This window comes from Kribbella qitaiheensis (genome assembly GCF_014217565.1).
GTDB lineage: Bacteria > Actinomycetota > Actinomycetes > Propionibacteriales > Kribbellaceae > Kribbella > Kribbella qitaiheensis_A.
On record NZ_CP043661.1, the window covers coordinates 6,854,848 to 6,877,692 of the forward strand.

Here is a 22,845-nt window from a genome sequence, read left to right on the forward strand (position 1 = left end):
TGTCGGTGGTGGGAGCTACTGTGAGTCGTGATGAGGAAGCAGCACGAGGGTTACGACGAGTATGACGCGGAGCGCTGGGTCGCGGAGCCGGTCAAACGGCCGGGCCGTACTGCGTTCGCCCGCGATCGCGCTCGGGTGCTTCACGGCGCCGCGTTGCGACGGCTCGCGGCGAAGACGCAAGTGGCGACGGCCGGAAGTGACGACTTCGTCCGGAACCGGCTGACCCATAGTCTCGAGGTCGCCCAGATCGGCCGCGAACTGGCGAGCACGCTCGGCTGCGATCCGGACATCGTCGACGCGGCTTGTCTGGCCCACGACCTCGGCCACCCGCCGTACGGGCACAACGGTGAGCGGGCGCTGGACCAGTTGGCCGAGGGGATCGGCGGGTTCGAGGGGAACGCGCAGACCTTGCGATTGCTGACCCGGCTGGAGTCCAAGACGTTCGATTCGGACGGCCGCAGCGTCGGGCTCAACCTGACCCGGGCGACGCTGGACGCCTCGACGAAGTATCCGTGGCTGCGCCGCGAGGGGGAGCGGAAGTTCGGTGTGTACGACGACGACGCCGAGGTGTTCGAGTGGTTGCGGCAAGGCGTCGAGGTGGGGGACCGGCGCTGCCTGGAGGCGCAGGTGATGGACTTCGCCGACGACGTGGCGTATTCGGTGCACGACGTCGAGGACGGCATCGTGGCGCACCACATCGACCTCGGCCAGGTGACCGCCGAGCGCGCGCCGTACTGGGAGACGGTCCGGCGGACCTATTTGCCTGAGGCAACGGATGCGCAGCTGGACGAGGGCTGGCGACGGTTGACCTCGCTGCCGTACTGGCCGAGTGCCCAGTTCGACGACAGCCGGCGTGCTCTTGGTGGGCTGAAGGATCTGACCAGCCAGCTGATCGGCCGGTTCTGTACCGCGGCGGAGCAGGCGACCCATGCGCGGTTCGGCCGGTCGCGGCTGGTCCGGTACGACGCCGACCTGGTGGTCCCGGACGGGATCCGGACCGAGATCGCGCTGCTCAAGGGCATCGGAATGTTCCACGTGCTCGAGTCGCCCGAACGCCAGCACCGCCGCGCCGTCCAGCGCGAGCTCCTCACCGAGCTGGTCGAAGCGCTCTCCAAGACAGCACCACAGCACCTGGATGCCGCCTTCGCAGCCGACTTCGCCGAGGCTCCCGACGACAACGCCCGCCTCCGCGTCATCATCGACCAGGTAGCCTCCCTGACCGACCCCTCCGCCGCCGCCTGGCACGAGCGACTGACCAGCTAGCGCCAGGTGTCGCCCTGCTCCAAGAAGCTTGCGAACCACCACGCCTTCCTTCCCTGAAGCAGGTGTCGGACTGCTCGTAGAAGCTTGCGAACCCCCACGCCTTCCTTCCCCGAAGCAGGTGTCGCCCTGCTCGTAGAAGCTTGAAGGCTTAATGTCTTGTGCATGAGCACTGAAGAGCGGGTTGTGATTGTCGGAGCGAGCCTCGCGGGAGCGTCAGCGGCCGAGGCGCTGCGGACCGAGGGCTGGACTGGCGGGATCGTCCTGATCGGCAGCGAGAGCGAACTGCCCTACGAGCGACCACCGCTGTCGAAGGACGTGCTGCTCGGCAAGAAGGAGACAGAGTCCGCCCAGCTCCACGACCAGCAGTGGTACGACGACAACAACATCGAGCTGCGCCTCGGGACCACCGTGACCGCGATCGACACGGCCGCGAAGACCGTGACCGCGGGCGACGAACAGCTCTCGTACGACAAGCTCCTGATCGCCACCGGCAGCCGCGTCCGCAAGCTCGACGTATCCGGCGGCGACCTGCCCGGCATCCACTACCTGCGGACCGCCTCCGAGTCCCAGGCACTGACCGACGCGTACGCCTCGAAGCCGCGCGTGGTGGTCGTCGGAGCCGGCTGGATCGGGCTGGAAGCGGCATCAGCCGCACGTGAGCGGGGCAGCGAGGTGACCGTGGTCGAGCCGCAGTCCACCGCGCTGGCCCAGGTGATGGGTGAGACGGTCGGTGCGATCTACGCCGACCTGCACCGGCAGCACGGCGTGGACCTGCGCTTCGGCACCGGTGTCGACGGGTTCGAGGGGACCGACAAGGTCACCGGCGTCCGTACGTCGACCGGCGACGTCATCCCGGCGGACCTGGTGGTCGTCGGAGTCGGCGTCCAGCCGAACACCGAACTGGCCGAGGCCGCCGGCATCAAGGTGGCGTCGCGCGAGGATGGCTCCGGCATCGTCACCGGGCCGAACCTGCAGACCTCCGCAGCCGACGTGTTCGCCGCCGGCGACGTGGTCCGCTGGGACCACCCGCTGCTCGGCCACTCGGTGCGCGTCGAGCACTGGTCGAATGCGAAGGACAGCGGCAAGACAGCCGCGAAGGCGATCCTCGGGCAGGACGCCTCGCACGACGCGATCCCGTACTTCTTCACCGACCAGTACGACCTCGGCATGGAGTACGCGGGCGACGTGCCGCGCGGTACGTCGAACCACGTCGTCCTCCGTGGCGACCCGGCGTCGGGGGCCTACCTGGCGTTCTGGCTGGCCGACGACAACCACGTACTCGCGGGCATGCACGTCAACACGTGGGGTGCGATCGACGGAGTACAGGACCTGATCCGCTCCGGCCGGACGGTGGATCCCGACCGCCTCGCGGACGACTCCGTGGACCTCGCAGAAGTCTGATCAGCTGGTTTCGCCGGGCTGCGGACGCGGCCCGGCGCCGCCTGTCGGCCACCGAGGTCTCACTCGCTTCGGCTGGACCGTAGACTCACCGCGTGGCAGGCCGGATCAAGGAAGAGGACATCGCGCTGGTGCGCGAGCGTGCTCGGATCGACGAAGTGGTCGGCTCGTACGTCACCTTGAAGAACGCCGGCGGTGGTTCGCTGAAGGGGCTCTGCCCGTTCCACGACGAGAAGTCGCCGTCGTTCAACGTCACCCCGGCCCGCGGCTTCTTCTACTGCTTCGGCTGCCAAGAGGGCGGCGACGTGATCGACTTCATCCAGAAGATCGATCAGATCACCTTCCACGAGGCGGTCGAGACGCTGGCCGCCAAGGTCGGCATCCAGCTGCGGTACGACGAGTCGGGCGCGCCGATCCAGCGGTCCCAGTCGAACCAGCGCCCGCGGCTCGTCGAGGCGCACAAGGTCGCCGCGGAGTACTACGCGGAGCAGCTCTTCGGCGCCCCCGAGGCGATGCAGGGGCGCCAATTCCTGGACAAGCGCGGCTTCGACCGTGACGCGGCGACCCAGTTCGGGGTCGGGTTCTCGCCGCGCGGCGGTGAATCGCTGGTGGCGCATCTGCGCGGCCGCGGGTTCACCAACGCCGAGCTGGTCGCGTCGGGGCTGTGCTCGGACGGTCAGCGCGGGCTGTACGACCGGTTCCGCGGCCGGCTGATGTGGCCGATCCGGGATGCGAGCGCGGACGTGATCGGGTTCGGCGCCCGGCGGATCTTCGACGACGACAAGATCGAGGCGAAGTACCTGAACACCGCCGAGACCCCGATCTACAAGAAGTCGAGGGTCCTGTACGGCGTTGATCTGGCTCGCCGCGAGATCGCCAAAGGCAAGCAGGGCCGTGGTCGTCGAGGGGTACACCGACGTGATGGCCTGTCACCTGTCCGGCGTGCAGACTGCCGTCGCGACCTGCGGGACGTCGTTCGGCGACGACCACGCGCGGGTGCTCCGGCAGCTGCTGCTGGACCACGACCAGTTCCGCGGCGAGGTGATCTTCACCTTCGACGGTGACGAGGCCGGGCAGCGGGCTGCGTTGAAGGCGTTCAGCGGGGACCAGGCTTTTGCTTCGCAGACGTATGTGGCCGTGGAACCGGACGGGCTCGACCCGTGCGATCTGCGGCTGCAGAAGGGCGACGCCGCAGTCCGGGAGCTGATCGGGCGACGGGTGCCGCTGTACCGGTTCGTGCTGTCGAACGTGCTGTCGAAATACGACCTGGACCGGATGGATACGCGGGTCGATGCGCTGCGGGACGCAGCGCGGCTGGTGGTGAGCATCCGGGACCGGTCGAAGGTGGACGCGTTCACCCGGGAGCTCGCCGGGCATCTGGGGATGGAGGTTGACCAGGTGCGGTCCGAGGTGCATCGCGCCGCGTCGCGACCTGCTCCGGCTCCTACCGCTGGGCCTGCTGATCGTGGTCCGGTGACCGTGACGAGTGCGGCGCCGCCGCCTCCTCGGGTGGATCTGCCGTCGCCGCGGGATCAGCGGTTCGTGATGGAGTGGGACCTGCTGAAGATCGCGATGCAGCACCCCGCGCTGGTCGGTGCGGCTTTCGACGAGCTGGACGATCAGGACTTCACGCACCCGTGGCTGGCCGCGGTCCGGACCGGGATGGCCAAGGTCGGTGGTCCGGTGATGGCGGCGCCGGGGGAGGCATGGGTGGTCGCGGTCCGCGAGGCGATGGGCAACGATCCGGCGGCGGCTGTCGTCAGCGCTCTCGCGGTCGACCCGATCCGCCTCGATCGCGAGCCGGACGAGTCCTACGCGCGGGCTCACCTCGCGCGGTTGCAGGAGTTGACCTGCCTGCGCCGGATCGCGGATCTCAAGTCCAAGTTGCAGCGGACCAACCCGATCGACCGGGCCGACGACTACAACCGGATGTTCGGCGAACTGATCGCCTTGGAGCGCTACCGGACCGACCTCCGGGCCCAGGCGATCTCCGGGGCACTCTAGTTATCCACAACTAGCGGTTACCTCGCGGTCACTTACGGTGGTTTATCCACCGGTTCGGAATCCGCCCTCTTCGACGGCTGATTTCGCGGCACTATCCCTTCTGAGAGAGGGGATCACCGATGGCCGAACTCGATTGCGAACCCGCCGATGTCAGCGCGCTCGTCGCGTACCTGCGTGACATCGGGCAGCACGAACTACTCACCCTGGAGGAGGTCAAAGATCTTTCGTACTGGATCGAGGCCGGGCTGATCGCGGCCGACCGGATCGCCGTCGCGGCGCCGGCCGACCGGGCGGACCTGCTGGTGGTGGCCGAGCTGGGCAAGCAGGCGAGGCGCCGGATGATCGAGGGTAACCTCCGCCTGGTCGTCTCCCTCGCCAAGCGGTACGCCGGTAAGGGCGTCTCGCTGCTGGACCTGATCCAGGAGGGGAACCTCGGCCTGATGCGCGCGGTCGAGCGCTTCGACCACCAACGCGGCCACCGCTTCTCGACGTACGCGATCTGGTGGATCCGGCAGGCGATCGGCCGCGCGGTCTCGGACCGGTCCCGGCTGATCCGGATGCCGGCGCAGGCCTACACCGACGCGACCCGGGTGGCGGCCGTCCATCGCGACCTGACCCAGCGGCTGGGCCGGGAGCCGACCGATCCCGAAGTGGCGGCGGGTGCCTGCCTGACGATGGCCCGGGTGGAGCGCGCGAAGGCCTGGAAGATCCGGCCCGAGTCCCTCGATGTCGAAGAGTCGGACCAGGAGCTCGACGACGAGACGCTCGTCCTGCAGGCCGCGCTCCGGCGCGATCTCAACCACCAACTCGACTTCCTCGACGACATCGGCCGAGCGATCCTCCGCCTCCGCTACGGCCTCACCGGCCGCCCACCGACGACCCTCGAAGAAACCGCCGACCACCTCGGCCTCACCCCCGAGCAGATCCAGACCCTCGAACGCGAAGCCCTCCGAGCCCTCCGCCGCCGCTGCCGAACAGCCCTCCGCGACTATGCCGCCTGATGAGCGATGCCGGCTTGATGGGCTACGGCTGCCCTGGAGGGCGGCCAGGACGGCGAGGACCCGGCGGTGGTCGTCCTGGGCGCCGTGCAGGCCGAGCTTGCTGAAGATGTTCGCGATGTGGCTTTCGACCGTCTTGAGGCTGACCGTCAGCCGGGTCGCGATCGCGGAGTTGGAGCGGCCCTCGGCCGTCAGTGCGAGTACGTCGCGCTCCCGTTCGGTCAACGCCGCAAGGGGATCAGTGGCCGAATCCGCGCGCATCAGATGCCGGACGATCTCGGGGTCCAGCGCGGTCCCGCCGGCCGCGATGACTACGCGCACGGGAGCACCGCCTCGACCCGGGTCCCGCCACCAGGCTGGTCACCGGCCGAGAGCGCGCCACCGAGGGCGGCGATCCGGTCGGCAAGGCCCTGGAGTCCGCGTCCCTGCGGATCGACTCCGCCTACGCCTGCGTCGAGTACGGCGACGTGCACCTCGGACGGGCCTGCCGAGACCCGGATCGCCACCTCGTCGACGCAGGCGTGCTTGACAACGTTCGAGACTGCCTCGGCGATGACGAACCAGGCGGCGCTCTCGACCGATGCCGGGAACCGTCGGTCGACCACGTCGAGCTTCATTCGTACCGGGATCCGGCTGGCCAACTCGTCGGTTGCGGCCCGGAGTCCACCTCCGGCCAGGGCAGCTGGTTGCAGACCGCTCGCGAGGTCGCGGAGCTCCTGCACGGTCAGGGCGAGATCTGTGATCGCCTGGTCGACCTCGGCACGCAGCACGGTGTCGCCGCCGTTGACGCGGGCGGACCGGAGTTGGAGGGCGATCGCGAGGAGCCGCTGCTGGGCTCCGTCGTGGAGGTCGCGCTCCATCCTGCGGTGCTCCTCCAGATGCGCGCCGGCCAGCCGCGCCCGCGACTCGGTGATCTGCTCCACCTGCCGGGCGAGTTCTGCCCGCAGACCAAGGTTGTCGATCTCCTACCTCGGTCTGTCAGGCGAGGTCTCTCCGAAGAAGTGGCCGGCCAGCTCACGGCGTCGTACCAGTACTCCCCGTGGGGATCCCGCCTCTCGCAGGTCAAGTTCAAGACCGACGGCACCTCCGAGGACTCCTACTACGGCTACAACCCCCACAGCGACATAGAAACCCTCACCTCCGACGCCGGCGACACCCGCTCGACGTACGGCTACACCGCGTACGGCAAGAACGACGACGACCGCTTCACCGGCGTCGACAAGCCCAAGGCCCAGACCCCCGGGCCAGGAGCCGTACAACGTCTACCGCTTCAACGCGAAGCGCTGGGACCAGTCGTCGCAGTCCTACGACATGGGCTTCCGCGACTACTCACCCGGCCTGAACCGCTTCCTCACCCGCGACGCCTACTCGGGCGCCCTGGCCGACCTCAACCTCCCCACCGACCCCTGGAACGCCAACCGCTACGCCTTCGCCGGCGGCAACCCGATCAGCCGGGTAGAGGTCGACGGCCACTACGCCATCGACGACGAGGGCAACCGGGTTCCGACCTTCAGCGCCCACGATGTGAGGTGCCACGCGCTTTCCGGACAGCTTTTTGATGGCTGATTCAGGCGGCGGATTGTGTTTCCAGGTAGTCGTCGTGGGCTTGCTGTGGGGTCCGGTAGCCGAGCCCTGAGTGACGGCGTTTAGTATTGTAGCGCAATTCGATGTAGCGGGCGATATCGCGGCGTGCATGGTCGCGGGTCGGGTACTCGGTTCGGTGGGTACGCTCGTTCTTGAGAGCGCCGAAGAACGATTCGGCCATCGCATTGTCGTAACAGATACCGGTCCGCCCGACTGATTGGCGAAGATTATTGTTCTTCAAAGTCGCGGCGAACTGGGCGGAAGTGTAGTTGCTGCCCCGGTCGGAGTGAAAGATTGCGCCGTCGACAAGATCGTGATTCCGCACCGCCATGTCGATCGCGGCTTCGATCAGCGGGGTTTTGTAATTGTCGTCCATGGCCCACCCGATCACAGCTTTGGTGTGGCAATCGAGCACGGTCGCCAGATAAAGCCACCCTTCCCAGGTCGAGACATAGGTAATGTCTCCGACCATCTTGTGCCCCGGAGCATCAGCGGTGAAGTCCCGATCTACCAGATCCGGGATCGGGCCGGCCTGGCCATCCTGCTCGGTCAGACAGTGCCGCCACGGCCGCGGCTGGCACGGCTCCAAACCCAACTCACGCATGAGCTTGCGCACCAACTCCAGCCCACAGGTCACACCCCAGGCCACCAGGTCGGCATGCACCCGCCGGTACCCGTAGGTCTCGTCGGACTCTTCGAACGACTTGACGATGATCAGCTTGAGTTCGCCTTGGCGGCGCGCAGTCGCCGACATCGGACGGCTCCGCCAATCATTGAAACTGGACCGTTTCACCTCGAGCCACCGGCACATCTTCACAATCGACGGCGCATTTCCGTTCTCTCGGGTCAACCTGTTGGCATACTCCGCATCGATGAACTCGAACTTTTCGCTCAACGATGATCCTTGGCAAAGTATGCTGCGGCTTTTTTTAGGAACTCGTTTTCCATCCGGAGTTCTCGCGTCTCCCGCTCCAGCTCGCGGAGCCGCGCACGCTCGTCCATGCTCAATGCCGGTTCCTCGCCGGCATGGTCTCGCTTAAAGGCGCTCACCCAGTTACTGAGGGTTCCCGGGTTGATGCCGAGCTCTCTCGCGACCTGAGTGACAGAACGTGAAGTCTCAATCACCGACTTCACAGCTTCCTCCCGATACTCAGGAGTGAAATTCTTCTTCGGACGCGGCAACATCTTCCCTTTCCGGACAGCTCAATCTTAGTTGAGCCGCTGTCCGGAAGGTTCGTGGCACCTCAATGCCGCGATCATCGCCAGCGTCGAGCCCGCTGAGAAGTGGATGAAAACGAACGACTTCGAGGGTGAGGTGACCATCGACGTAGGTGAGGGCGGAAGGACACGGAACAAGGTCGTGGGAGGCAAGAAGGACGGATCTGGGGCAGATGGAGTGGCGGACATGATCATCTGGGGCAGAGGCAAGGACGCCGGCATCATCTACGTGTACGAAGTGAAGCCGGCAAACGAGTACGGGTATACCGGCGTTGCTCAACTTCAGCGATACGTGGACCAACTGGGCGAAAATGCATCCGGAAGCAGTTGTGCGTCGAGGGGAAGATCTCGCGGCGGCACCCTTCGTATCGCGTGAGGGGTCTGGCCGAGTCTGGTCCGGAAAGCAGAAGACCAACGGCACGGAGAGAAGCGATCTCGGCGGCATGCGGTGGTACGGGACGTCGACTCCCAAGGTCCCTGTCCGCTCTACGACCGAGCCAGACGACGACCAGGTTCAGCAGGGAAACGAAGCGCGCGGTTGGCAACTCAAACCGGCGCCAGACATCACCGCGGAGATCGACGCCTTCACTGGGTTCGTAGCTCTCAGTGCAGTGTGTGCAGTTGCGCCGGTGCCTGCATGCGCGGCCTTTTGACAAACAGGGATCGATTCTGACGCTGGTTCCTTGGGGAAGTAGGGTGGTCCGCCGTGGAGCGGAGGCTGTCCGGTACTGAGAGGTTGGGCCTTCGGCCGACGGGATCGTCCGAAGGCGGGCAGAGCGCTTTGCTGAACATGTTTGGTGGACAAGGGGGCCTGATGGGTATCGCGGTTCGTGTCGGATGGTAGGGAGGTTCTGTGACCACCGTCGGGGGTGAGCGTGTGGGCAGTGGGGTTCCGGAGGCGTTCGTTCAGGTTCTGGTGACGGCTCGGGCCGACGATGAGGCGATGTTGCGGTTGCTGGCCGGTTGGTGGCTGGAGGAGTCGCGGTCGAGGTTGAGTGGTCCGTTGTGGAGGCGGCGGGAGGCGGGGGACAGTAGCGTCGAGGCTGTGGTGGGGCGGATCGGAGTGCCGTCGCTTGGGCGGGGCGAGTGGTCGGTGGCCCATACCGAGGATCGTTTCGAGTTACTGAGAGCGTCGTTGGGGGAGTGGAGGGGCGATGCCTTCTGGCGCGTGATGGGTGACCCCAAAGGCTTCGAGGGCCGGTGACGCGGCGATGGTTCATCTGAGTGTTACCGCCGAGCCTGACTCCCGTCCGTGGGTGATGTTCACGGTTGGTGCGACGTACCGGGCGCTGCGTGAGGGCGTGGTACCGGCCGTCTCTCAGCGGGTACTGACCGAGTTCGTGGCCGATTTCGCCGAGTTCGCGAGCGCGACCTTCGCCAATGTCGCCACCGACAACGACAGTGGAAGAACGGCTCTGGAGACGTTCCTGCCGCGGCAGCGCGGGGTCGGTATGGCGGAGAGTCCGGTCCGCGTGCGTGGTTATTCGTGGTTCACGGTCATTCCACCAGAGGCGGTTCGCCAGTTGGGCGGCGTTCCGGGACTGGAGGCGTCGGGGGCCTTTGCCGAGGTCCGGCTGTTGCGTTACGGCGGCGTGATGCTTCGTGCGACAGAGTTGCTGGAGCAGTACGACGATGAAGCGATGGGGCGGGTGTTCCACGTCTTGGCGCCGGTGTTGCCCCCGGGGCGCCCGCGGAAGCTGCCGTCGTACGGCAGCCAGACCTTGACCAGGCTGGTCTACGAGGACGGCGCTGATCGTTCCCGTGAGTAGTTGTCCTGCGTATTTGTGGCCGAACGGGTTGTTGCCGCTACGAATTCACCAACCGGGGTCGGTTTCCGCTCGAAGGCGATTCGGTCCGTTGGATCCTCCATGTTTCCAGGTGGGGGAAGCCGACGGCGACGAGCTGACCGCGAAGCCAGCCGAGCAGCGTGTCGGCCAGGGGGTACGTCGGAGGACTCGTACTACGGCTAAATCCCCAATCCGACGTCGAGACCCTCACCTCGGAAGGTGGCGACAGCCGCTCGACGTACGGCTACACCGCGTACGGCAAGAACGACGAGGACCGCTTCACCGGCGTCGACAAGCCCAAGGCCCAGACCCCCGGCCAGGAGCCGTACAACGTCTACCGCTTCAACGCGAAGCGCTGGGACCAGTCGTCGCAGTCCTACGACATGGGCTTCCGCGACTACTCACCCGGCCTGAACCGCTTCCTCACCCGCGACTCCTACAACGGTGCCCTCGCCGACCTCAACCTGGGCACCGACCCGTGGACCAGCAACCGGTACGCCTTCGCCGGCGGCAACCCCATCACCGGCGTAGAAATAGACGGCCACTACGCCATCGACGAATACGGCAACCGCGTCCCGACCCAGCCCTCATCGGCGGCTCAGACGCAGCCACCGCCAATCCTGCCCGGTACCTCCGACGGGCCGGGCACGAGGAAGGATTTGGATCGTCCCTATGCGAGTGAGGGCGTGCCGTGGTGGGAGAAGTTGCCCGGCGTCGCGTCGAAGGATCTTGGTGAACAGTCAAAGGCTGTCGCTGTCGCTGCCCAGTTCCGCGGACTCGACCAGGCATCGGCGATGCTTACTCACTGGTTGGGCCACACTGGCGATCCGTTTGAGTTCGACGTCGACCAGATGCTGAAGGAGATGCCGAAGTTCAGTAAGGAGGTTCAGTTCGAGCTGGGTAAGCTCAAGAGAAAGGGAAAGGGGAGCTTCGATTCCGGGTGGAAGTTGACGGATACCGGGAACGAGGATCCTGATTGGTATTTCGCGGTCAACAACTTCCAGTATCGAGTGACTGGCAGAAATGGGTCGGACGGGAAATCGCAGTACTGGCTGCAGGTGTACAAACGGTACAACTTCGGAACCGAGGAGGAGGGCCGGAACGACGTGCTGTTCCCCAACAAGGACTTCACGCTGACGCGCGTCCACCAGCCGGACTGGGCTCACCTGCATACGGTCGGCCTGGCGAGGGACTATGATGCGACGGGTTCTGGTTTCTTCAGTGAGTGAGGGCATGACAAGCGGTGTTCCTACCCCCGCGCAGCGGGCAGTTCGGTGGCTGTTGTCGCTGCTGATGGGCGTCTCTCTCTTCGCCTGCTCGTCGAAGGAGTCGCCCAATCCAGATCCCAGGGCGTACGCCGGGGCGGATTCAGAAGTCACGTTGGAGAAGGCGTTGGGCGACCACGGGCTGAAGGTGCCCGAGGAGGCGGCGGAGGTGCACTTCGGTGCGTTCAGTGGTCGTGAGTACAGCTTTCAGTTGAGTTTCGACGTCGCCTGCTCCTCGGTGCAGGGATTCCTGACTGCCAGTGGTTTCACGGCGCCGCTCCGGCCGGGTGTTGTTCCCTCCCTGGTGTATTCAGCTGGTCTCAGCCGGGGCTGGGACGTCGAACGGTTCGGTGGTCCTCGAGGTATTGAGGAAGACGTTCGTGGTGTTCTGCACCGGAGCGTCTTGGCCGTCGATCTCGCCACCCCGAACTGTCGCGTTTTCGTCGCATCCTTCAAATAGGTGCGGTCGCGGGATTTGTCAAAGCCGATGATCACGTTCGCTCAACTGCCGTCGCTGCTGGTCGAGTGGTTCCAGTCTGCGGAGGAGCCGGTTCGTACACTGATTCGAGAGCGACCGGGCGAAGGTGCCGTGCTGACCTTCGGAATTGTCTCGGAATGCTTTTGGTGGGGTATCTTCGAACCAGCGCTTCGTGTGCATGACGTAGACGTGATAGTGCGGTGCCTGCGGGTCGCCGAACGCCTCCTCGATGAAGGCGATCAGGTAATCCAGGATGCATTAGTGGTAAGGGTCCTGGATTACCTGTCCGATCCGTCCTGGCAAGAAGTTGTCCGCCTATATTCCGGCCCCAAAGCGTGAAGAATCCTCACTGACCCATCGCCGGGATTCTGACAACGCTCGGCAAGTGGTTCAAACGCGGAGGCGAAGCCGCCGAAGGGCTCAAGGCTCTTCCGCCCGGCCGTGGCAGCTCGGTCGTCAACAATGCCCTCGAGCCGCATGAGATTGCCCAGGCGAGCCGGATCGTAGAGTTCCGCGGCGGCGAGTTCGTAGGAAAGACGGCCAAGAGCTTCCCCGGCATAGACGGGTACCTCAACGGTGTACCTGCGAGTCTCAAGGCATACTCCGGCTCCAAACCTGCAGGCGTGCTGAGGCACGCGTCCAGTGCGGAGAGTTCAGCCAAGAAGGCGGGGTACTCAGGCGTCGAGCTGTTTGTCGATGCGCCTGGTGTCTCGATGAAGGATCTGATCGACTTCGGTATGAAGGGCCCACTTTCGCAGATCCCGTCGCAGGGGACGATCAGTTCGATCTACGTTCGAACCGGGGATGGCTGGGTTCTATTTCCTGGGTAAGTGCCAGGTTGGCAGCTGGGGGGCTGTGTCCAGATCGATAGGGTGGCGCGTCATCGCTGTGGCGAGGTCAGGTGAGCTTCGGAAGTAAGGACGATGTGGATGGCAGTAGAGGTCGAGGTGTTTTGTCAGCGGCAGCCGGATCCGCTGCTCGTCTGCCGGCTCGCCGGTTTGAGGTGCCACGCGCTTTCCGGACAGCTTTTTGATGGCTGATTCAGGCGGCGGATTGTGTTTCCAGGTAGTCGTCGTGGGCTTGCTGTGGGGTCCGGTAGCCGAGCCCTGAGTGACGGCGTTTAGTATTGTAGCGCAATTCGATGTAGCGGGCGATATCGCGGCGTGCATGGTCGCGGGTCGGGTACTCGGTTCGGTGGGTACGCTCGTTCTTGAGAGCGCCGAAGAACGATTCGGCCATCGCATTGTCGTAACAGATACCGGTCCGCCCGACTGATTGGCGAAGATTATTGTTCTTCAAAGTCGCGGCGAACTGGGCGGAAGTGTAGTTGCTGCCCCGGTCGGAGTGAAAGATTGCGCCGTCGACAAGATCGTGATTCCGCACCGCCATGTCGATCGCGGCTTCGATCAGCGGGGTTTTGTAATTGTCGTCCATGGCCCACCCGATCACAGCTTTGGTGTGGCAATCGAGCACGGTCGCCAGATAAAGCCACCCTTCCCAGGTCGAGACATAGGTAATGTCTCCGACCATCTTGTGCCCCGGAGCATCAGCGGTGAAGTCCCGATCTACCAGATCCGGGATCGGGCCGGCCTGGCCATCCTGCTCGGTCAGACAGTGCCGCCACGGCCGCGGCTGGCACGGCTCCAAACCCAACTCACGCATGAGCTTGCGCACCAACTCCAGCCCACAGGTCACACCCCAGGCCACCAGGTCGGCATGCACCCGCCGGTACCCGTAGGTCTCGTCGGACTCTTCGAACGACTTGACGATGATCAGCTTGAGTTCGCCTTGGCGGCGCGCAGTCGCCGACATCGGACGGCTCCGCCAATCATTGAAACTGGACCGTTTCACCTCGAGCCACCGGCACATCTTCACAATCGACGGCGCATTTCCGTTCTCTCGGGTCAACCTGTTGGCATACTCCGCATCGATGAACTCGAACTTTTCGCTCAACGATGATCCTTGGCAAAGTATGCTGCGGCTTTTTTTAGGAACTCGTTTTCCATCCGGAGTTCTCGCGTCTCCCGCTCCAGCTCGCGGAGCCGCGCACGCTCGTCCATGCTCAATGCCGGTTCCTCGCCGGCATGGTCTCGCTTAAAGGCGCTCACCCAGTTACTGAGGGTTCCCGGGTTGATGCCGAGCTCTCTCGCGACCTGAGTGACAGAACGTGAAGTCTCAATCACCGACTTCACAGCTTCCTCCCGATACTCAGGAGTGAAATTCTTCTTCGGACGCGGCAACATCTTCCCTTTCCGGACAGCTCAATCTTAGTTGAGCCGCTGTCCGGAAGGTTCGTGGCACCTCAGTTGGGTCATGCGGACAGTTTTGGATGTTGAGCAGGTCGATGCCGTCCTGGCTGAAGATGACGATCACGTCTGGTTGGCACGGTGGGGAACCTCCGCATCAGCGCAGGTGGTCGAACTTCCTCCGGGCACCCACGAGTTCGCCGATCGATGGTCACTTAGCTTCGCACCCGGCGAACGCGGCGTCGACTTGAGCAAGCTCTTCGCTGTAGTGCTGGCAGACGCCGCAGCAGTTCTCTGCGATGGCTTCCTTCTAGACGAAATCGGCCTCGTAGGCGGTGGGCAGAGAACTGCGGGCGACCTGATAAAGGTGCTGCTGTGACGTCCGCCGAGCAACGAGTCGACCGCGTTGGCGATTCTCAAAGGAACGGCTGGTGCGTCCTTGCCCGTCGAGAGTGAAGGCGAAAGAGATGGATGAGTGCGGACTACGCCTCGAAGTCCAGCCGGGACGAGGCGCACCGCCCTGCTACAGAGACCGATGCCCTGGCGGAGCAGGTCAACGAGTCCGACGGCGACGGCAACCTGATTAGTACGACGGATGCCGACGGCAACAAGATGCTGGTCACTGGACGAGCATCGATGGAGGCGTGATCACGTTAGGTGTGATTGCATCTACGGCCCGGGCCCGGCCCGGCTTTCGGCTGATGGGATGCTCCAATCGGTTCTGTTCGGTCGAGAGGAGGCGCGGTGCGCGGCAGGCAACTGAGGGTTGAGCTGGACTGTCGTGTTCCGGAGACGGCCGCCGAGTTTGCGGAGCTGGCGCAGGGGTGGCTGGAGGGGGCGCTCCGGCGGTTGGGGGCGCCGCTGATGGCGGACCTGGAGAACGCCGGTCCGTTGCCGTCGGAGGGTCTGCGGGATCGCAGTGGGCTGGTTCCGTTCGGTGAGCCGGGGTCGGTGTGGATGTCGTTGGTGACGGCCGCAGCCGGTGCTGGTGGCGCTCGATCGTCGATCGCGGCGTGGTCTGCGCAGAACTGGGACAGGTTCGTCGACCGCTTGCAGAAGGTGCCCGTGGAGGCGAGCGCGAAACTCAGCGTGTTGGGCGCCGAGGGCTACCCTGATGTGCCCTTTTTGAACGTTTCGGTCGAGCGCCACCCCGAGCAGAGGGACTGGGTGGTGCTGAGCTGCGATGGCTCGACAAGTCGTGAGGCCTCTCCTGCCGAGGCTCGGGCCATCCGGCGTGTTTGGGCTGACTTCCTGCGCGAGCAGGCGGAGCTGACTGTGGCAGGGTTCGGCTACCTCAGTGACGAGGCGGACTACGAAGGCCCCAGGACCGCACTGGAAGGTGCTTTGGGCCTCTTTCCGGAGGAGACACTCGGTCTGCTCGACACCCAACTGAGGGGATATTCCTGGATCACGGTGGTATCGCCCGGTGTGGCGGATGCCCTCGGGGGCGCTGAGGCGATTACGAAGACGCAGGCGTTCGACGAGGTTGCCGTACTGAGGTCCGGAGCTCTGTGGCTCGAGGCGGCGCCGGACCTCGCCGAGTACGACATGGGGCGGCAGCACCGCGTGTTCGAGGCCCTCGCCAAGGTCCTGCCCCGAGGTCTCCCGGGGCGCGATCGGCGAGCGCGGAATCGCCGGCTCGTGTACGAGAACGCCGCCGAGGTGGCGGGTGGGACGGAGAGCGGATGAGCGCGCAGGCACCGTCGGTCGAGGTTGCGTGGGAGGGAGGTTTCCGGGCGAGCACTGAAGTGTTTCTGGCCTGGCTCGGGTGGCGAGCGTGGATAGTTCGAGTGGTCGGCCTGTTGCTGGCGATCTGGGTTGTCGGTACGGCGGGCGGCGCCGGGCCGATGATCGTCGGCCTCATCGAAGGCCTGGTGTTGCTTTCCGTGCCGGAGTGGACCGCGGCGATCAGTTGGTGGATGTCTCGCCGTCTCGGCCGCCGGTTCGTGAGCCTGATCGCTGCCACCGGGATTGCAAGGCGTACCGAGGTGACCAGCTGGTTCTACTCATGGGAGAGCTTTTCGCGGGCCTGCCGCACCCGCAGGTACTGGATCCTCGGAGCCGGCCGCACCCTGATCGTGTTGCCCGTCTCGGAGTTCTCGCCTGAGGACGAGGTGCGCTTCCGCACCTACCTCGCCGCCGGAGGACTGCTGCGACAATGATCGAACCGCCGACTCGCCAGGCGTTCCGGGCTACTGAGATGCGAGACCTGAGGTCCCCCTCCGAACATACCGCGGCAGTGCCTTTAGTCGAATATATGTTCGATGCTCTTGGGTCCCCGGTTTACGCGGCGGCGCGGGGTCATCGTTCGGCGATGTAGCTGGTCCAGTCTGTCTTGGTTTGGCGGGCCCAGTTGATGGCGGTGGTGACGTGGATGTCGAGCAGGTCGGCGAGGACGGCCGCGGGGAGTTGCGCCTGCACCTCGTCGTACGTCAACGGCCGCCGACCCGGACTGCCCTCGTAGTCACTGGAATGGGTGACGGTGTTCCACTCGTGCAGGATCTGCGCCGGCGCCTCACCGAACAACTCCACACACCGCGCCGGCCGCCCGTACCGGGCATCGGTGACGTAGCCACCGAACAGCCGCAACCCGTTCTGGTAGTTCCGGCCTGTCGACACCGCGAACCCCCGGCCCTGCTCACGCCGCCGTGCCCGATGCCAGTCCATGAACGCCTCGACATCCTCCGCACGCCACCGCCTCGGGTACTCGCCGGTGAACTCGGCGAACCGCCGCAGCAACATCAACCGAGGCTTGATCGTGCCGTCAACATTCGGGAACCGGGTCCGCTGCTGCCGCGCCCAGCCCTCCAGCATCGCCTCGAACACCGCCGCAGCCGGATCCAGGTGCACAACCCCATCAGCCAGCACAGATGCGCCGCACCCGGCAGGTCCACCTTCACCCATGATGCATTCAACGCAACATCGTTGAATCAGTTACGGGCGACCTGATCAGCAGCCCGAGAACATCACCTGGACACCGGCCGTCGTCATCTCCGGTAACACGTTCCGTAGCGTCCCGACCCGCGGGCGTACTGGTCACCACTCGCAAGCCGGTCCTTGTCATCGGCAACCACTTCGACTCGATGTCGATGGCAAGCATCTACATCTCCTCCGATGCCTACCAGTGGTACGAGTCGGGCCCGGTCACCGACGTCACGATCCGTGGCAACCACTTCACCAGACCGACCACCCCGGTCATCTTCGTCGAACCGACTAATCAGGCAGTCGACCTGGAGAACCCCGTCCACCGCGACATCTCGGTCACCGAGAACACCTTCGACATCAACGACATCACGCTCATCAACGCCAAGAGCGTCAAGGGCCTCCGCTTCACCGCCAACACAATCCGCCGCCTCGAGAGCCCGGCCCACCCGAAGTACACCTCTCCGCTCTACACCTTCACCGCCTGCACGGACGTCCAGACCTCCGGCAACGAGCTGAACACCGAGTAAGCCGCCTCTCGCCTACTCACTGCGCGCTCCCTCCGACCTGTCAGACAGCTTGAGCCAGACAACACCGGAGATGATGACCGCAAGCCAGAGGCCTTTAATCGGCGTGAGGCTCTCGCTGAAGAAAACCGGCCCGAGCAGCGCGGCCCCGACCGCCCCGATTCCGGCCCAGACCGCGTAACCGATCCCAAGATCGATAGTGCGAAGGGCAACGCTGAGAGCCAACAGCGTCAGCAGGAAGAACACGACAGCAACAACCGACCACGAGAACACACGGAAGCCTCTACTGCCTCCAACGGACAGCGCATAACCAACCTCGAAGCCTCCCGCAAGCAGAAGCACCAGCCACCCGCGCGCCCGGCTCATCCCGCCGCTCCGCTCAGCTGAAGTCCAGCAACCCCAACGATGATGACGGCAATGCCAAGCAACTTGCGCCACCCAAGCCGCTGCCCGAAGAGAACAACGCCGAGGCCAGTGATCCCGACGCCGGCCACAGAGGTCCAAATGGCATACCCAACGCCAACGTCAAAGGTCAGCAGCGCCAAACTAAGAAAATAGGTCGCCACCCCACCGCTCAACAGTGTGGCCGCGGTCCAGCCAGGTCGCCTGAAGCCCCCAGCCTTACTGGCAGAGACAGCAACCGCAATCTCAAAAACAACAGCGACGCCAAGGTAAAGCCAGTGCATTGCAGTACCCTCTCGTTGTCCTAACGGGCCTTTCGTACGGCCTCCATGGTGAAACTTCACACCGGCGTCAACTGCAAGTACGGGCCCAGCGGACAGCCCCTCAGGAGGCCTCATGCGCATCGGTGAGCTAGCGGACGCCAGCGGCGTCAGCACCCGTTCCCTCCGGTACTACGAGGAGCAGGGACTCATCCGCGCCGAGCGCACCCCCGCCGGCTGGCGCGATTTCGAAAGCTCCACGGTCGAGCGGGTCATCATGATCCAGCACCTCTTCGCCGCAGGCCTCTCCAGCGCCACCATCAACGACCTACTCCCATGCCTCGAAGCCCCACCCGAGGAACGCACAGGCGTCCTAGAACAGCTACTAGCCGAACACGTCACCCGCCTCGAACTAAAACGACGCGAGATAGACCGCGAACTCGACACCCTGCAGTCCCTCCGCAGGGAAACCGCCCTACCCGCGAAGACTCCGTGATCAACTGGCCGCCGGGAGTTGATCCCACGGCTCAAGGATCAGGAGAGCCCTGGCCGCTGCTCGTCGACGGGCTCGTAGAGCAGGCCGATGGCTGATCGGTGGATCTTCGCCAGGGCACGCAGGAGATGTCGGCGTTCGGTATCGGTCAGATCTGCGGTGACCTCGTCCTCGATCCGGCGTCGCTCGATCTCGATCGGCTGCTGTAGCGCGCGTCCCGCCGCAGTGAGCCAGAGCCGGACCAGGCGGTTGTCGTGGTCGTCGCCGCGCCGGACGAGTAGGCCTGCGTCGGCCAGCCCGGTGGCCACTTTGGTGACGGGCCGGTGTGGTGACGTTGACCGCGGCGGCGATCTTCCCGGGCGTCTGGCCGTCCTGTTCCCAAAGCGCAGCAAGCAGATGGTCCTGGCCGAGGCGCAGTCCGTGGCGTCGCACGGCCGCATCGGCGACAGCGCGAAGGGCTTTGGTCGTTTTGCTGTGAAGATCGAGGAACTCGGGCACGACGGTCTCCGGGATGGTTTCGAATGGAGGTCGGTTGACCCCAGGTCGTTTACCGGTTAACGTTCCCGAACGGGAATCATTAACCGGTAAACGACCTTACGGAGTTGTGATGCTACTGCTCACCGGTGCCACCGGAAATGTCGGGCGTGAGCTCAGCCGCGAGCTCGACGCGAGCGACGTCACCTTTCGCGTACTTGTGCGCGATCTCGGTCGCGCCGCTACGCTGCCCGCGCGGGCCGAGCGCGTTGTCGGCGACCTGGCCGATCCGGCCACGTTGCGGCCTGCGTTCGAAGGCGTGACCCGGCTGTTCCTCCTCGTGCCCGGCATCGGCCTCGATCACACCAGCAACGCACTCGCGGCCGCCGTGGCCGCCGGGGTGCGGCACATTGTGCTGCTGTCGTCGTTCAACGTTCTCGGCGACCCAATTCCCGCGATGGGCCGCTGGCACCACGAGCGCGAGAAGATGATCCGGGCCTCCGGGATCCCCGCCACGATGTTGCGGCCCGGCGGCTACATGACCAATGCAGTGGAATGGCTAGCCACCATCCGCGAGGACGGATTCGTCCTCGATCCCACAGGTCCGGGCCGGTACGCGCCGATCGACCCGGCGGACATCGGCGCAGTCGCCGCGCGCGTCCTCACCGAGGACGGCCACGAGCACGCGGAGTACGTCCTGACCGGTGACGAGGTGTTCACCGTCGCAGAACAGGTCGCCGTACTGGCCAAGGCCATCGGCCGCGACATCGAAGTCCGGGAGGTCGCGACCCCCGCCGAGGTGATCCGCTCCCGCTATCCCGGCGGCGCACCACCGGCCCTCGCAGCAGCACTCCTCGACGCCCTCACCCGAGCCCGCGCCGACACCATCGGTCTCCGCACCAACACCGTCGAGCACCTATTGCGCCGTCGCCCAACCACCTTCGAAAGCTGGTGCATCCGCAACGCTTCGACGTTCCGGCACCACGAACTCATGGCATGAGTGATGGCACGGACGAGGTCATGTCTGGCTTGCTGCCCGGGGTAACCGGCCTCCGACCTGGGAGTTCTTGTGGTGGGGCGGGTGGGACTCGAACCCACGACCCAAGGATTATGAGTCCTCTGCTCTAACCGGCTGAGCTACCGCCCCGGGCGACAGGTGGTGATGATGTCGCTGGGTGATCGTATCGGGTCCCGGGCTGAAACCAGGGGACGGTCAGGGTGATGACTGAGCTGTGGGTGGCTGTTGTAAGCGATGATGGGGGCCAGGGCTCAGCGAAGGAGTGTTCGATGTTCTGGTTCATCTTGTTGGTGCTCGTCGTGGGCGCCGTCGCGGCGTACCGGTTCCGGGTGCCGTTGATCGCCAAGCTGACGGGTCAGCCGCAGCACCGGATCCAGCGGGCGATCGATCGCCGCAAGGAGGGCAAGTAGCAACCGGGGCGACGCCGGCAGTGCGTGGTTGAGGCACGTCGTCGGGTTGCGCAGGTCTTGAGCTTCCGGCAGGAGACGGTGCGCGGGCGTCGTACGGAATAGCAGAAGGCCGGCTCCCGTGGTGGAGTCGGCCTCTGGATGTTTGTTGCTCCCGCGACTGGACTCGAACCAGTAACCTGCCGGTTAACAGCCGGCTGCTCTGCCAATTGAGCTACGCGGGATCGGTGTGTTTCTTGCCCCCCGATCCCTGAGGACCGGATTAGGTTAGCAGGCCGGGGGCGAACTACAAAAATGGGATTCCGGCCGTCTCGAATCGGGGCCGGGACCGCTTCCGCGTCAGACGCCGAACTCGTCCCGTACGGCGGCCAGCGCGGCCTCGGCATGGTCGATCAGCCCGGGCTGGCTGGGCTCCAATCCCTTGTCCAGAACGAAGTTCCACGAGATGGCGGCGTTGGTGTCGGCGGGGTTGCGGCGGCCGACGATGCGGACCCCCTTCTTGCCCGTCAGCGGGACGTGCCGCTGGATGACGACGCTGGCGTCGACCCGTTCGCGGAGCAGTTGGCCGAAGCGGGCCCGGGTCGTCGACGGGGAGATCGGTCGCGCGCAGCGGCGTACCGAACGCGGTGGTCTCGTAGACGTGCAGGATCGACTCGTCGGAGTTCCAGGCGGCGCGCTCGATGTGTTCCCAGCCGACGCGCCGTACGGCGGTGGTGGCCTCCGTCGGCAGGTAGACGGCGGCGCGGGTCCCGGCGACCCAGTGACCGGTGGTCAGCTGGACGGCCGCCAGGATCTCTTCCTTGCCGCTGGTGGTGTGGCGTGAGGCGATCAGGACCGCTTCGGTGAGGTCGGCGGGCCAGGAGGAACGGCGAAGTCTGAGCACGTCCCCATGGTGTCAGCCGGGCGAAATGCATCCCCAAGAGGCCCGTGACGTGACCAATCTACTAGCCGAAACGTTGTCTGGTTGTGAACAAACACGGGGATAACACTCAACCTGCCCACGCTGACCCTGGCGTGGCCGCGGCCGCGCTGGTCGTCTTCGCGCATCGCCACGAAGTGATCCACCTGATCTACTCGGCGGTCGACGAGGCAGACGCCGTACGCCGGATCGCCGACCTGCTGCAGATCAGTGAAGCCACGGTCGGCCTCGTCCTCGCCAAGCCGCTGGGCTGGATGCTGCCGCAGAGTCGTGCTGACCTGGAACTGGCGAGTGCGCGCCCGTCGGCACCCGAAAAGCAGGTGGCGGCGGACGCTAGTACGGCCTGATGCCCGTGCCGGTAGCGCGAAGAGCTACGGGCACGGGCCGTCAGTAGCCCGCGAAGACGTGCCGGAGGGTGTCGAGGCTCGCTGCTCCCGTGCTCTCGACGCCATCAGGCGTGTACTGCGGCGCAAGCCGGCCGGAGACGAGTCGCAGCCAGGCTTCGGCGGGCACCGTGAGAGTCCCATCGGGGCTGCTGGCCGGGTCGAAGGAGATGCTGACCGGGTCGTTCAGGTGAAGCGTCAGCTGCTTGGCCGGATCGGTCAGGGTGACCTGAATCACGGAGTATTCGCCGTTGAGCGCGGCCGGCTTGCTGATCCAACTGAGGTTCCCGAGTGCGCTCTCCAGCAGTTCGGGCACTGCTTGCCCGTCGAGGGTGGCCTTGTCGTCCAGCCCGCTGCGGACATCCCACGCGTGCAACGTGAACTCGTTGAGCCGCAGCCGCGCGACGGTTGCCACCTCCGCCGGCTCGGGTAGCCAGGAAAGCTGGATCCCCAGCTCGTCCCGCTGGGTGGAGTCCAAAGACTCGTACAGGGCGGTCAGCGACTCGTTCTTCTCAAGGAATCCGTCAGCGCGCTCGCGGCCGGACGCCGCGTTCCAGCGGTCCCAGACGGACTGGTTGAAGTCGCCGTCGGGGGCAGGTGTCCCGTCCAGCGCCGCGCGTACGGTCGCAGTCATGATCTCCGCGCCGCTCCCGAGGTGACTGAGCACCTGCGAGATGTCCCACTCGGTCGCGCCCGACGGCCCGGCCAGGTCGGTGTCGCTGAACTTCTCCACCAGTTCAGCGAGTCCGTCATGCCCGTTCCGCAAAGCGGTGATGACTGTGTCGGCGTTGCTCAATTC

28 protein-coding genes, 2 tRNA genes and 3 pseudogenes are annotated in these 22,845 nt (G+C 65.2%); 22 read left to right on the forward strand and 11 right to left on the reverse strand.

The annotated features are described in order from the left end of the window. Positions 1–30 precede the first annotated feature (30 nt). The 4 genes and pseudogenes from F1D05_RS32605 to F1D05_RS32620 all read left to right on the forward strand — a co-directional run bounded on the left by F1D05_RS32605 (position 31) and on the right by F1D05_RS32620 (position 5,666). Positions 31–1,263, forward strand: coding sequence for a deoxyguanosinetriphosphate triphosphohydrolase (locus tag F1D05_RS32605; RefSeq protein WP_185444184.1), 1,233 nt, complete (start codon positions 31–33; stop codon positions 1,261–1,263). Positions 1,264–1,425: 162 nt separating this feature from the next. Further along, positions 1,426–2,664, forward strand: a complete 1,239-nt coding sequence (locus tag F1D05_RS32610) for an NAD(P)/FAD-dependent oxidoreductase (RefSeq protein WP_185444185.1) — start codon at positions 1,426–1,428, stop codon at positions 2,662–2,664. A 92-nt stretch (positions 2,665–2,756) separates the two neighbouring features. Continuing rightward, positions 2,757–4,665 (forward strand): annotated as a pseudogene (dnaG, locus tag F1D05_RS43280) (DNA primase). A 119-nt stretch (positions 4,666–4,784) separates the two neighbouring features. Beyond that, entirely contained in the window at positions 4,785–5,666 is an 882-nt protein-coding gene (locus tag F1D05_RS32620; protein WP_185444186.1) for a sigma-70 family RNA polymerase sigma factor, read from the forward strand. 87 nt (positions 5,667–5,753) lie between these two features. On the opposite strand, the pseudogene F1D05_RS41375 reads toward F1D05_RS32620, so the two are convergent. Then, positions 5,754–5,924 (reverse strand): annotated as a pseudogene (locus tag F1D05_RS41375) (LuxR C-terminal-related transcriptional regulator); the annotation flags it as partial. A 50-nt stretch (positions 5,925–5,974) separates the two neighbouring features. Then, positions 5,975–6,586, reverse strand: coding sequence for a sensor histidine kinase (locus F1D05_RS32630; RefSeq protein ID WP_185444187.1), 612 nt, complete (start codon positions 6,584–6,586; stop codon positions 5,975–5,977). Positions 6,587–6,923: 337 nt separating this feature from the next. Here F1D05_RS32630 and F1D05_RS41380 point away from each other — a divergent pair. Continuing rightward, positions 6,924–7,229 (forward strand): annotated as a pseudogene (locus F1D05_RS41380) (RHS repeat-associated core domain-containing protein); the annotation flags it as partial. A gap of 1 nt (position 7,230) precedes the next feature. On the opposite strand, the gene F1D05_RS32640 reads toward F1D05_RS41380, so the two are convergent. Then, positions 7,231–8,429, reverse strand: a protein-coding gene (locus tag F1D05_RS32640; protein ID WP_185449045.1) for an IS3 family transposase whose coding sequence is annotated in 2 segments (ribosomal slippage) — positions 7,231–8,165 and positions 8,165–8,429 — 1,200 coding nt in all. Because the reading frame shifts where the segments join, the coding sequence is not laid out codon by codon here. Positions 8,430–8,535: 106 nt separating this feature from the next. Here F1D05_RS32640 and F1D05_RS32645 point away from each other — a divergent pair. The 6 genes from F1D05_RS32645 (at position 8,536) to F1D05_RS32670 (ending at position 12,334) form a co-directional block, all read left to right on the forward strand. After that, positions 8,536–8,841 (forward strand): hypothetical protein, encoded by a 306-nt coding sequence (locus tag F1D05_RS32645; RefSeq protein ID WP_185444188.1) that lies wholly within the window; start codon positions 8,536–8,538, stop codon positions 8,839–8,841. 477 nt (positions 8,842–9,318) lie between these two features. After that, positions 9,319–9,669 (forward strand): hypothetical protein, encoded by a 351-nt coding sequence (locus F1D05_RS32650; protein WP_185444189.1) that lies wholly within the window; start codon positions 9,319–9,321, stop codon positions 9,667–9,669. Positions 9,670–9,721: 52 nt separating this feature from the next. Beyond that, positions 9,722–10,234: a hypothetical protein gene (locus F1D05_RS32655; protein WP_185444190.1), complete on the forward strand. Its 513-nt coding sequence runs from the start codon at positions 9,722–9,724 to the stop codon at positions 10,232–10,234. A 158-nt stretch (positions 10,235–10,392) separates the two neighbouring features. After that, a complete protein-coding gene (locus F1D05_RS41385) occupies positions 10,393–11,481 on the forward strand; it encodes an RHS repeat-associated core domain-containing protein (RefSeq protein ID WP_246486158.1) in 1,089 nt (362 codons plus the stop codon). Positions 11,482–11,485: 4 nt separating this feature from the next. Next, positions 11,486–11,977, forward strand: a complete 492-nt coding sequence (locus F1D05_RS32665; protein WP_185444191.1) for a hypothetical protein — start codon at positions 11,486–11,488, stop codon at positions 11,975–11,977. 27 nt (positions 11,978–12,004) lie between these two features. After that, on the forward strand, positions 12,005–12,334 hold the full coding sequence (locus tag F1D05_RS32670) for a DUF7674 family protein (protein WP_185444192.1): 330 nt from the start codon (positions 12,005–12,007) through the stop codon (positions 12,332–12,334). A 702-nt stretch (positions 12,335–13,036) separates the two neighbouring features. Here the strand turns inward: F1D05_RS32670 and F1D05_RS32675 are convergent. Beyond that, a protein-coding gene (locus F1D05_RS32675) for an IS3 family transposase (RefSeq protein ID WP_185449045.1) occupies positions 13,037–14,235 on the reverse strand; the annotation gives its coding sequence in 2 pieces (ribosomal slippage) (positions 13,037–13,971 and positions 13,971–14,235; 1,200 coding nt in all). 73 nt (positions 14,236–14,308) lie between these two features. Here F1D05_RS32675 and F1D05_RS32680 point away from each other — a divergent pair. The 4 genes from F1D05_RS32680 to F1D05_RS32695 all read left to right on the forward strand — a co-directional run bounded on the left by F1D05_RS32680 (position 14,309) and on the right by F1D05_RS32695 (position 16,403). Beyond that, entirely contained in the window at positions 14,309–14,620 is a 312-nt protein-coding gene (locus F1D05_RS32680) for a hypothetical protein (protein WP_185444193.1), read from the forward strand. Positions 14,621–14,712: 92 nt separating this feature from the next. Continuing rightward, positions 14,713–14,889 (forward strand): hypothetical protein, encoded by a 177-nt coding sequence (locus tag F1D05_RS32685; RefSeq protein WP_185444194.1) that lies wholly within the window; start codon positions 14,713–14,715, stop codon positions 14,887–14,889. A gap of 96 nt (positions 14,890–14,985) precedes the next feature. Beyond that, a complete protein-coding gene (locus F1D05_RS32690) occupies positions 14,986–15,930 on the forward strand; it encodes a hypothetical protein (protein ID WP_185444195.1) in 945 nt (314 codons plus the stop codon). Beyond that, the gene (locus tag F1D05_RS32695) at positions 15,927–16,403 is read left to right on the forward strand and encodes a YcxB family protein (protein ID WP_185444196.1); all 477 of its coding nucleotides are present in this window, start codon (positions 15,927–15,929) and stop codon (positions 16,401–16,403) included. The genes F1D05_RS32690 and F1D05_RS32695 overlap by 4 nt, the downstream gene beginning before the upstream one ends. 139 nt (positions 16,404–16,542) lie before the next feature. Here F1D05_RS32695 and F1D05_RS32700 read toward each other — a convergent pair whose 3' ends face one another. Further along, positions 16,543–17,109: a hypothetical protein gene (locus tag F1D05_RS32700; protein WP_185444197.1), complete on the reverse strand. Its 567-nt coding sequence runs from the start codon at positions 17,107–17,109 to the stop codon at positions 16,543–16,545. 221 nt (positions 17,110–17,330) lie between these two features. Between F1D05_RS32700 and F1D05_RS32705 the strand changes: the two genes are divergently transcribed. Next, on the forward strand, positions 17,331–17,693 hold the full coding sequence (locus F1D05_RS32705; RefSeq protein WP_206685923.1) for a hypothetical protein: 363 nt from the start codon (positions 17,331–17,333) through the stop codon (positions 17,691–17,693). A gap of 12 nt (positions 17,694–17,705) precedes the next feature. Here F1D05_RS32705 and F1D05_RS32710 read toward each other — a convergent pair whose 3' ends face one another. Both F1D05_RS32710 and F1D05_RS32715 read right to left on the reverse strand, forming a co-directional pair. Further along, positions 17,706–18,056: a DMT family transporter gene (locus F1D05_RS32710; RefSeq protein ID WP_185444198.1), complete on the reverse strand. Its 351-nt coding sequence runs from the start codon at positions 18,054–18,056 to the stop codon at positions 17,706–17,708. Then, positions 18,053–18,376: a DMT family transporter gene (locus tag F1D05_RS32715; protein WP_185444199.1), complete on the reverse strand. Its 324-nt coding sequence runs from the start codon at positions 18,374–18,376 to the stop codon at positions 18,053–18,055. The genes F1D05_RS32710 and F1D05_RS32715 overlap by 4 nt, the downstream gene beginning before the upstream one ends. Before the next feature lie 112 nt (positions 18,377–18,488). On the opposite strand from F1D05_RS32715, the gene F1D05_RS32720 reads away from it, so the two are divergent. Next, positions 18,489–18,848 carry a MerR family transcriptional regulator gene (locus F1D05_RS32720; protein ID WP_185444200.1) on the forward strand — a complete coding sequence of 120 codons (360 nt, stop codon included), beginning with the start codon at positions 18,489–18,491 and terminating at the stop codon, positions 18,846–18,848. A 38-nt stretch (positions 18,849–18,886) separates the two neighbouring features. Here F1D05_RS32720 and F1D05_RS39215 read toward each other — a convergent pair whose 3' ends face one another. Further along, positions 18,887–19,153, reverse strand: a complete 267-nt coding sequence (locus tag F1D05_RS39215; RefSeq protein ID WP_206685924.1) for a MarR family winged helix-turn-helix transcriptional regulator — start codon at positions 19,151–19,153, stop codon at positions 18,887–18,889. On the opposite strand from F1D05_RS39215, the gene F1D05_RS39220 reads away from it, so the two are divergent. Further along, positions 19,146–19,403: a hypothetical protein gene (locus tag F1D05_RS39220; RefSeq protein WP_206685925.1), complete on the forward strand. Its 258-nt coding sequence runs from the start codon at positions 19,146–19,148 to the stop codon at positions 19,401–19,403. The genes F1D05_RS39215 and F1D05_RS39220 overlap by 8 nt on opposite strands. A gap of 49 nt (positions 19,404–19,452) precedes the next feature. After that, complete coding sequence (locus F1D05_RS32730; protein ID WP_185444201.1) at positions 19,453–20,319, forward strand: NAD(P)H-binding protein; 867 nt, start codon at positions 19,453–19,455, stop codon at positions 20,317–20,319. 70 nt (positions 20,320–20,389) lie between these two features. Here F1D05_RS32730 and F1D05_RS32735 read toward each other — a convergent pair. Next, positions 20,390–20,466: transfer RNA gene (locus F1D05_RS32735), tRNA-Ile, on the reverse strand. Between the two features lie 140 nt (positions 20,467–20,606). On the opposite strand from F1D05_RS32735, the gene F1D05_RS32740 reads away from it, so the two are divergent. Continuing rightward, entirely contained in the window at positions 20,607–20,747 is a 141-nt protein-coding gene (locus F1D05_RS32740; protein WP_185444202.1) for a hypothetical protein, read from the forward strand. Between the two features lie 148 nt (positions 20,748–20,895). Here F1D05_RS32740 and F1D05_RS32745 read toward each other — a convergent pair. Beyond that, positions 20,896–20,968 (reverse strand) — tRNA-Asn (locus F1D05_RS32745). Between the two features lie 197 nt (positions 20,969–21,165). Between F1D05_RS32745 and F1D05_RS32750 the strand changes: the two genes are divergently transcribed. Further along, positions 21,166–21,567: a hypothetical protein gene (locus F1D05_RS32750; RefSeq protein WP_185444203.1), complete on the forward strand. Its 402-nt coding sequence runs from the start codon at positions 21,166–21,168 to the stop codon at positions 21,565–21,567. Between the two features lie 191 nt (positions 21,568–21,758). Beyond that, positions 21,759–22,010, forward strand: a complete 252-nt coding sequence (locus F1D05_RS32755) for a hypothetical protein (protein WP_185444204.1) — start codon at positions 21,759–21,761, stop codon at positions 22,008–22,010. A gap of 40 nt (positions 22,011–22,050) precedes the next feature. Here F1D05_RS32755 and F1D05_RS32760 read toward each other — a convergent pair whose 3' ends face one another. Beyond that, positions 22,051–22,842, reverse strand: a complete 792-nt coding sequence (locus F1D05_RS32760) for a maleylpyruvate isomerase family mycothiol-dependent enzyme (RefSeq protein ID WP_185444205.1) — start codon at positions 22,840–22,842, stop codon at positions 22,051–22,053. Positions 22,843–22,845: the final 3 nt, after the last annotated feature.

Excerpts from the sequence above, each read along its gene's own strand:
- F1D05_RS32620 (WP_185444186.1), top strand. The coding sequence starts at position 4,785 with ATGGCCGAACTCGATTGCGAACCCGCCGATGTCAGCGCGCTCGTCGCG.
- F1D05_RS32695 (WP_185444196.1), top strand. The coding sequence starts at position 15,927 with ATGAGCGCGCAGGCACCGTCGGTCGAGGTTGCGTGGGAGGGAGGTTTC.
- F1D05_RS32680 (WP_185444193.1), top strand. The coding sequence starts at position 14,309 with ATGCGGACAGTTTTGGATGTTGAGCAGGTCGATGCCGTCCTGGCTGAA.
- F1D05_RS32705 (WP_206685923.1), top strand. The coding sequence starts at position 17,331 with ATGGCAAGCATCTACATCTCCTCCGATGCCTACCAGTGGTACGAGTCG.
- F1D05_RS32715 (WP_185444199.1), bottom strand. The coding sequence starts at position 18,376 with ATGCACTGGCTTTACCTTGGCGTCGCTGTTGTTTTTGAGATTGCGGTT.
- F1D05_RS32610 (WP_185444185.1), top strand. The coding sequence starts at position 1,426 with ATGAGCACTGAAGAGCGGGTTGTGATTGTCGGAGCGAGCCTCGCGGGA.
- F1D05_RS32670 (WP_185444192.1), top strand. The coding sequence starts at position 12,005 with ATGATCACGTTCGCTCAACTGCCGTCGCTGCTGGTCGAGTGGTTCCAG.
- F1D05_RS32685 (WP_185444194.1), top strand. The coding sequence starts at position 14,713 with ATGAGTGCGGACTACGCCTCGAAGTCCAGCCGGGACGAGGCGCACCGC.
- F1D05_RS32605 (WP_185444184.1), top strand. The coding sequence starts at position 31 with ATGAGGAAGCAGCACGAGGGTTACGACGAGTATGACGCGGAGCGCTGG.
- F1D05_RS32720 (WP_185444200.1), top strand. The coding sequence starts at position 18,489 with ATGCGCATCGGTGAGCTAGCGGACGCCAGCGGCGTCAGCACCCGTTCC.
- F1D05_RS32710 (WP_185444198.1), bottom strand. The coding sequence starts at position 18,056 with ATGAGCCGGGCGCGCGGGTGGCTGGTGCTTCTGCTTGCGGGAGGCTTC.
- F1D05_RS32730 (WP_185444201.1), top strand. The coding sequence starts at position 19,453 with ATGCTACTGCTCACCGGTGCCACCGGAAATGTCGGGCGTGAGCTCAGC.
- F1D05_RS32665 (WP_185444191.1), top strand. The coding sequence starts at position 11,486 with ATGACAAGCGGTGTTCCTACCCCCGCGCAGCGGGCAGTTCGGTGGCTG.
- F1D05_RS32740 (WP_185444202.1), top strand. The coding sequence starts at position 20,607 with ATGTTCTGGTTCATCTTGTTGGTGCTCGTCGTGGGCGCCGTCGCGGCG.
- F1D05_RS32645 (WP_185444188.1), top strand. The coding sequence starts at position 8,536 with ATGAAAACGAACGACTTCGAGGGTGAGGTGACCATCGACGTAGGTGAG.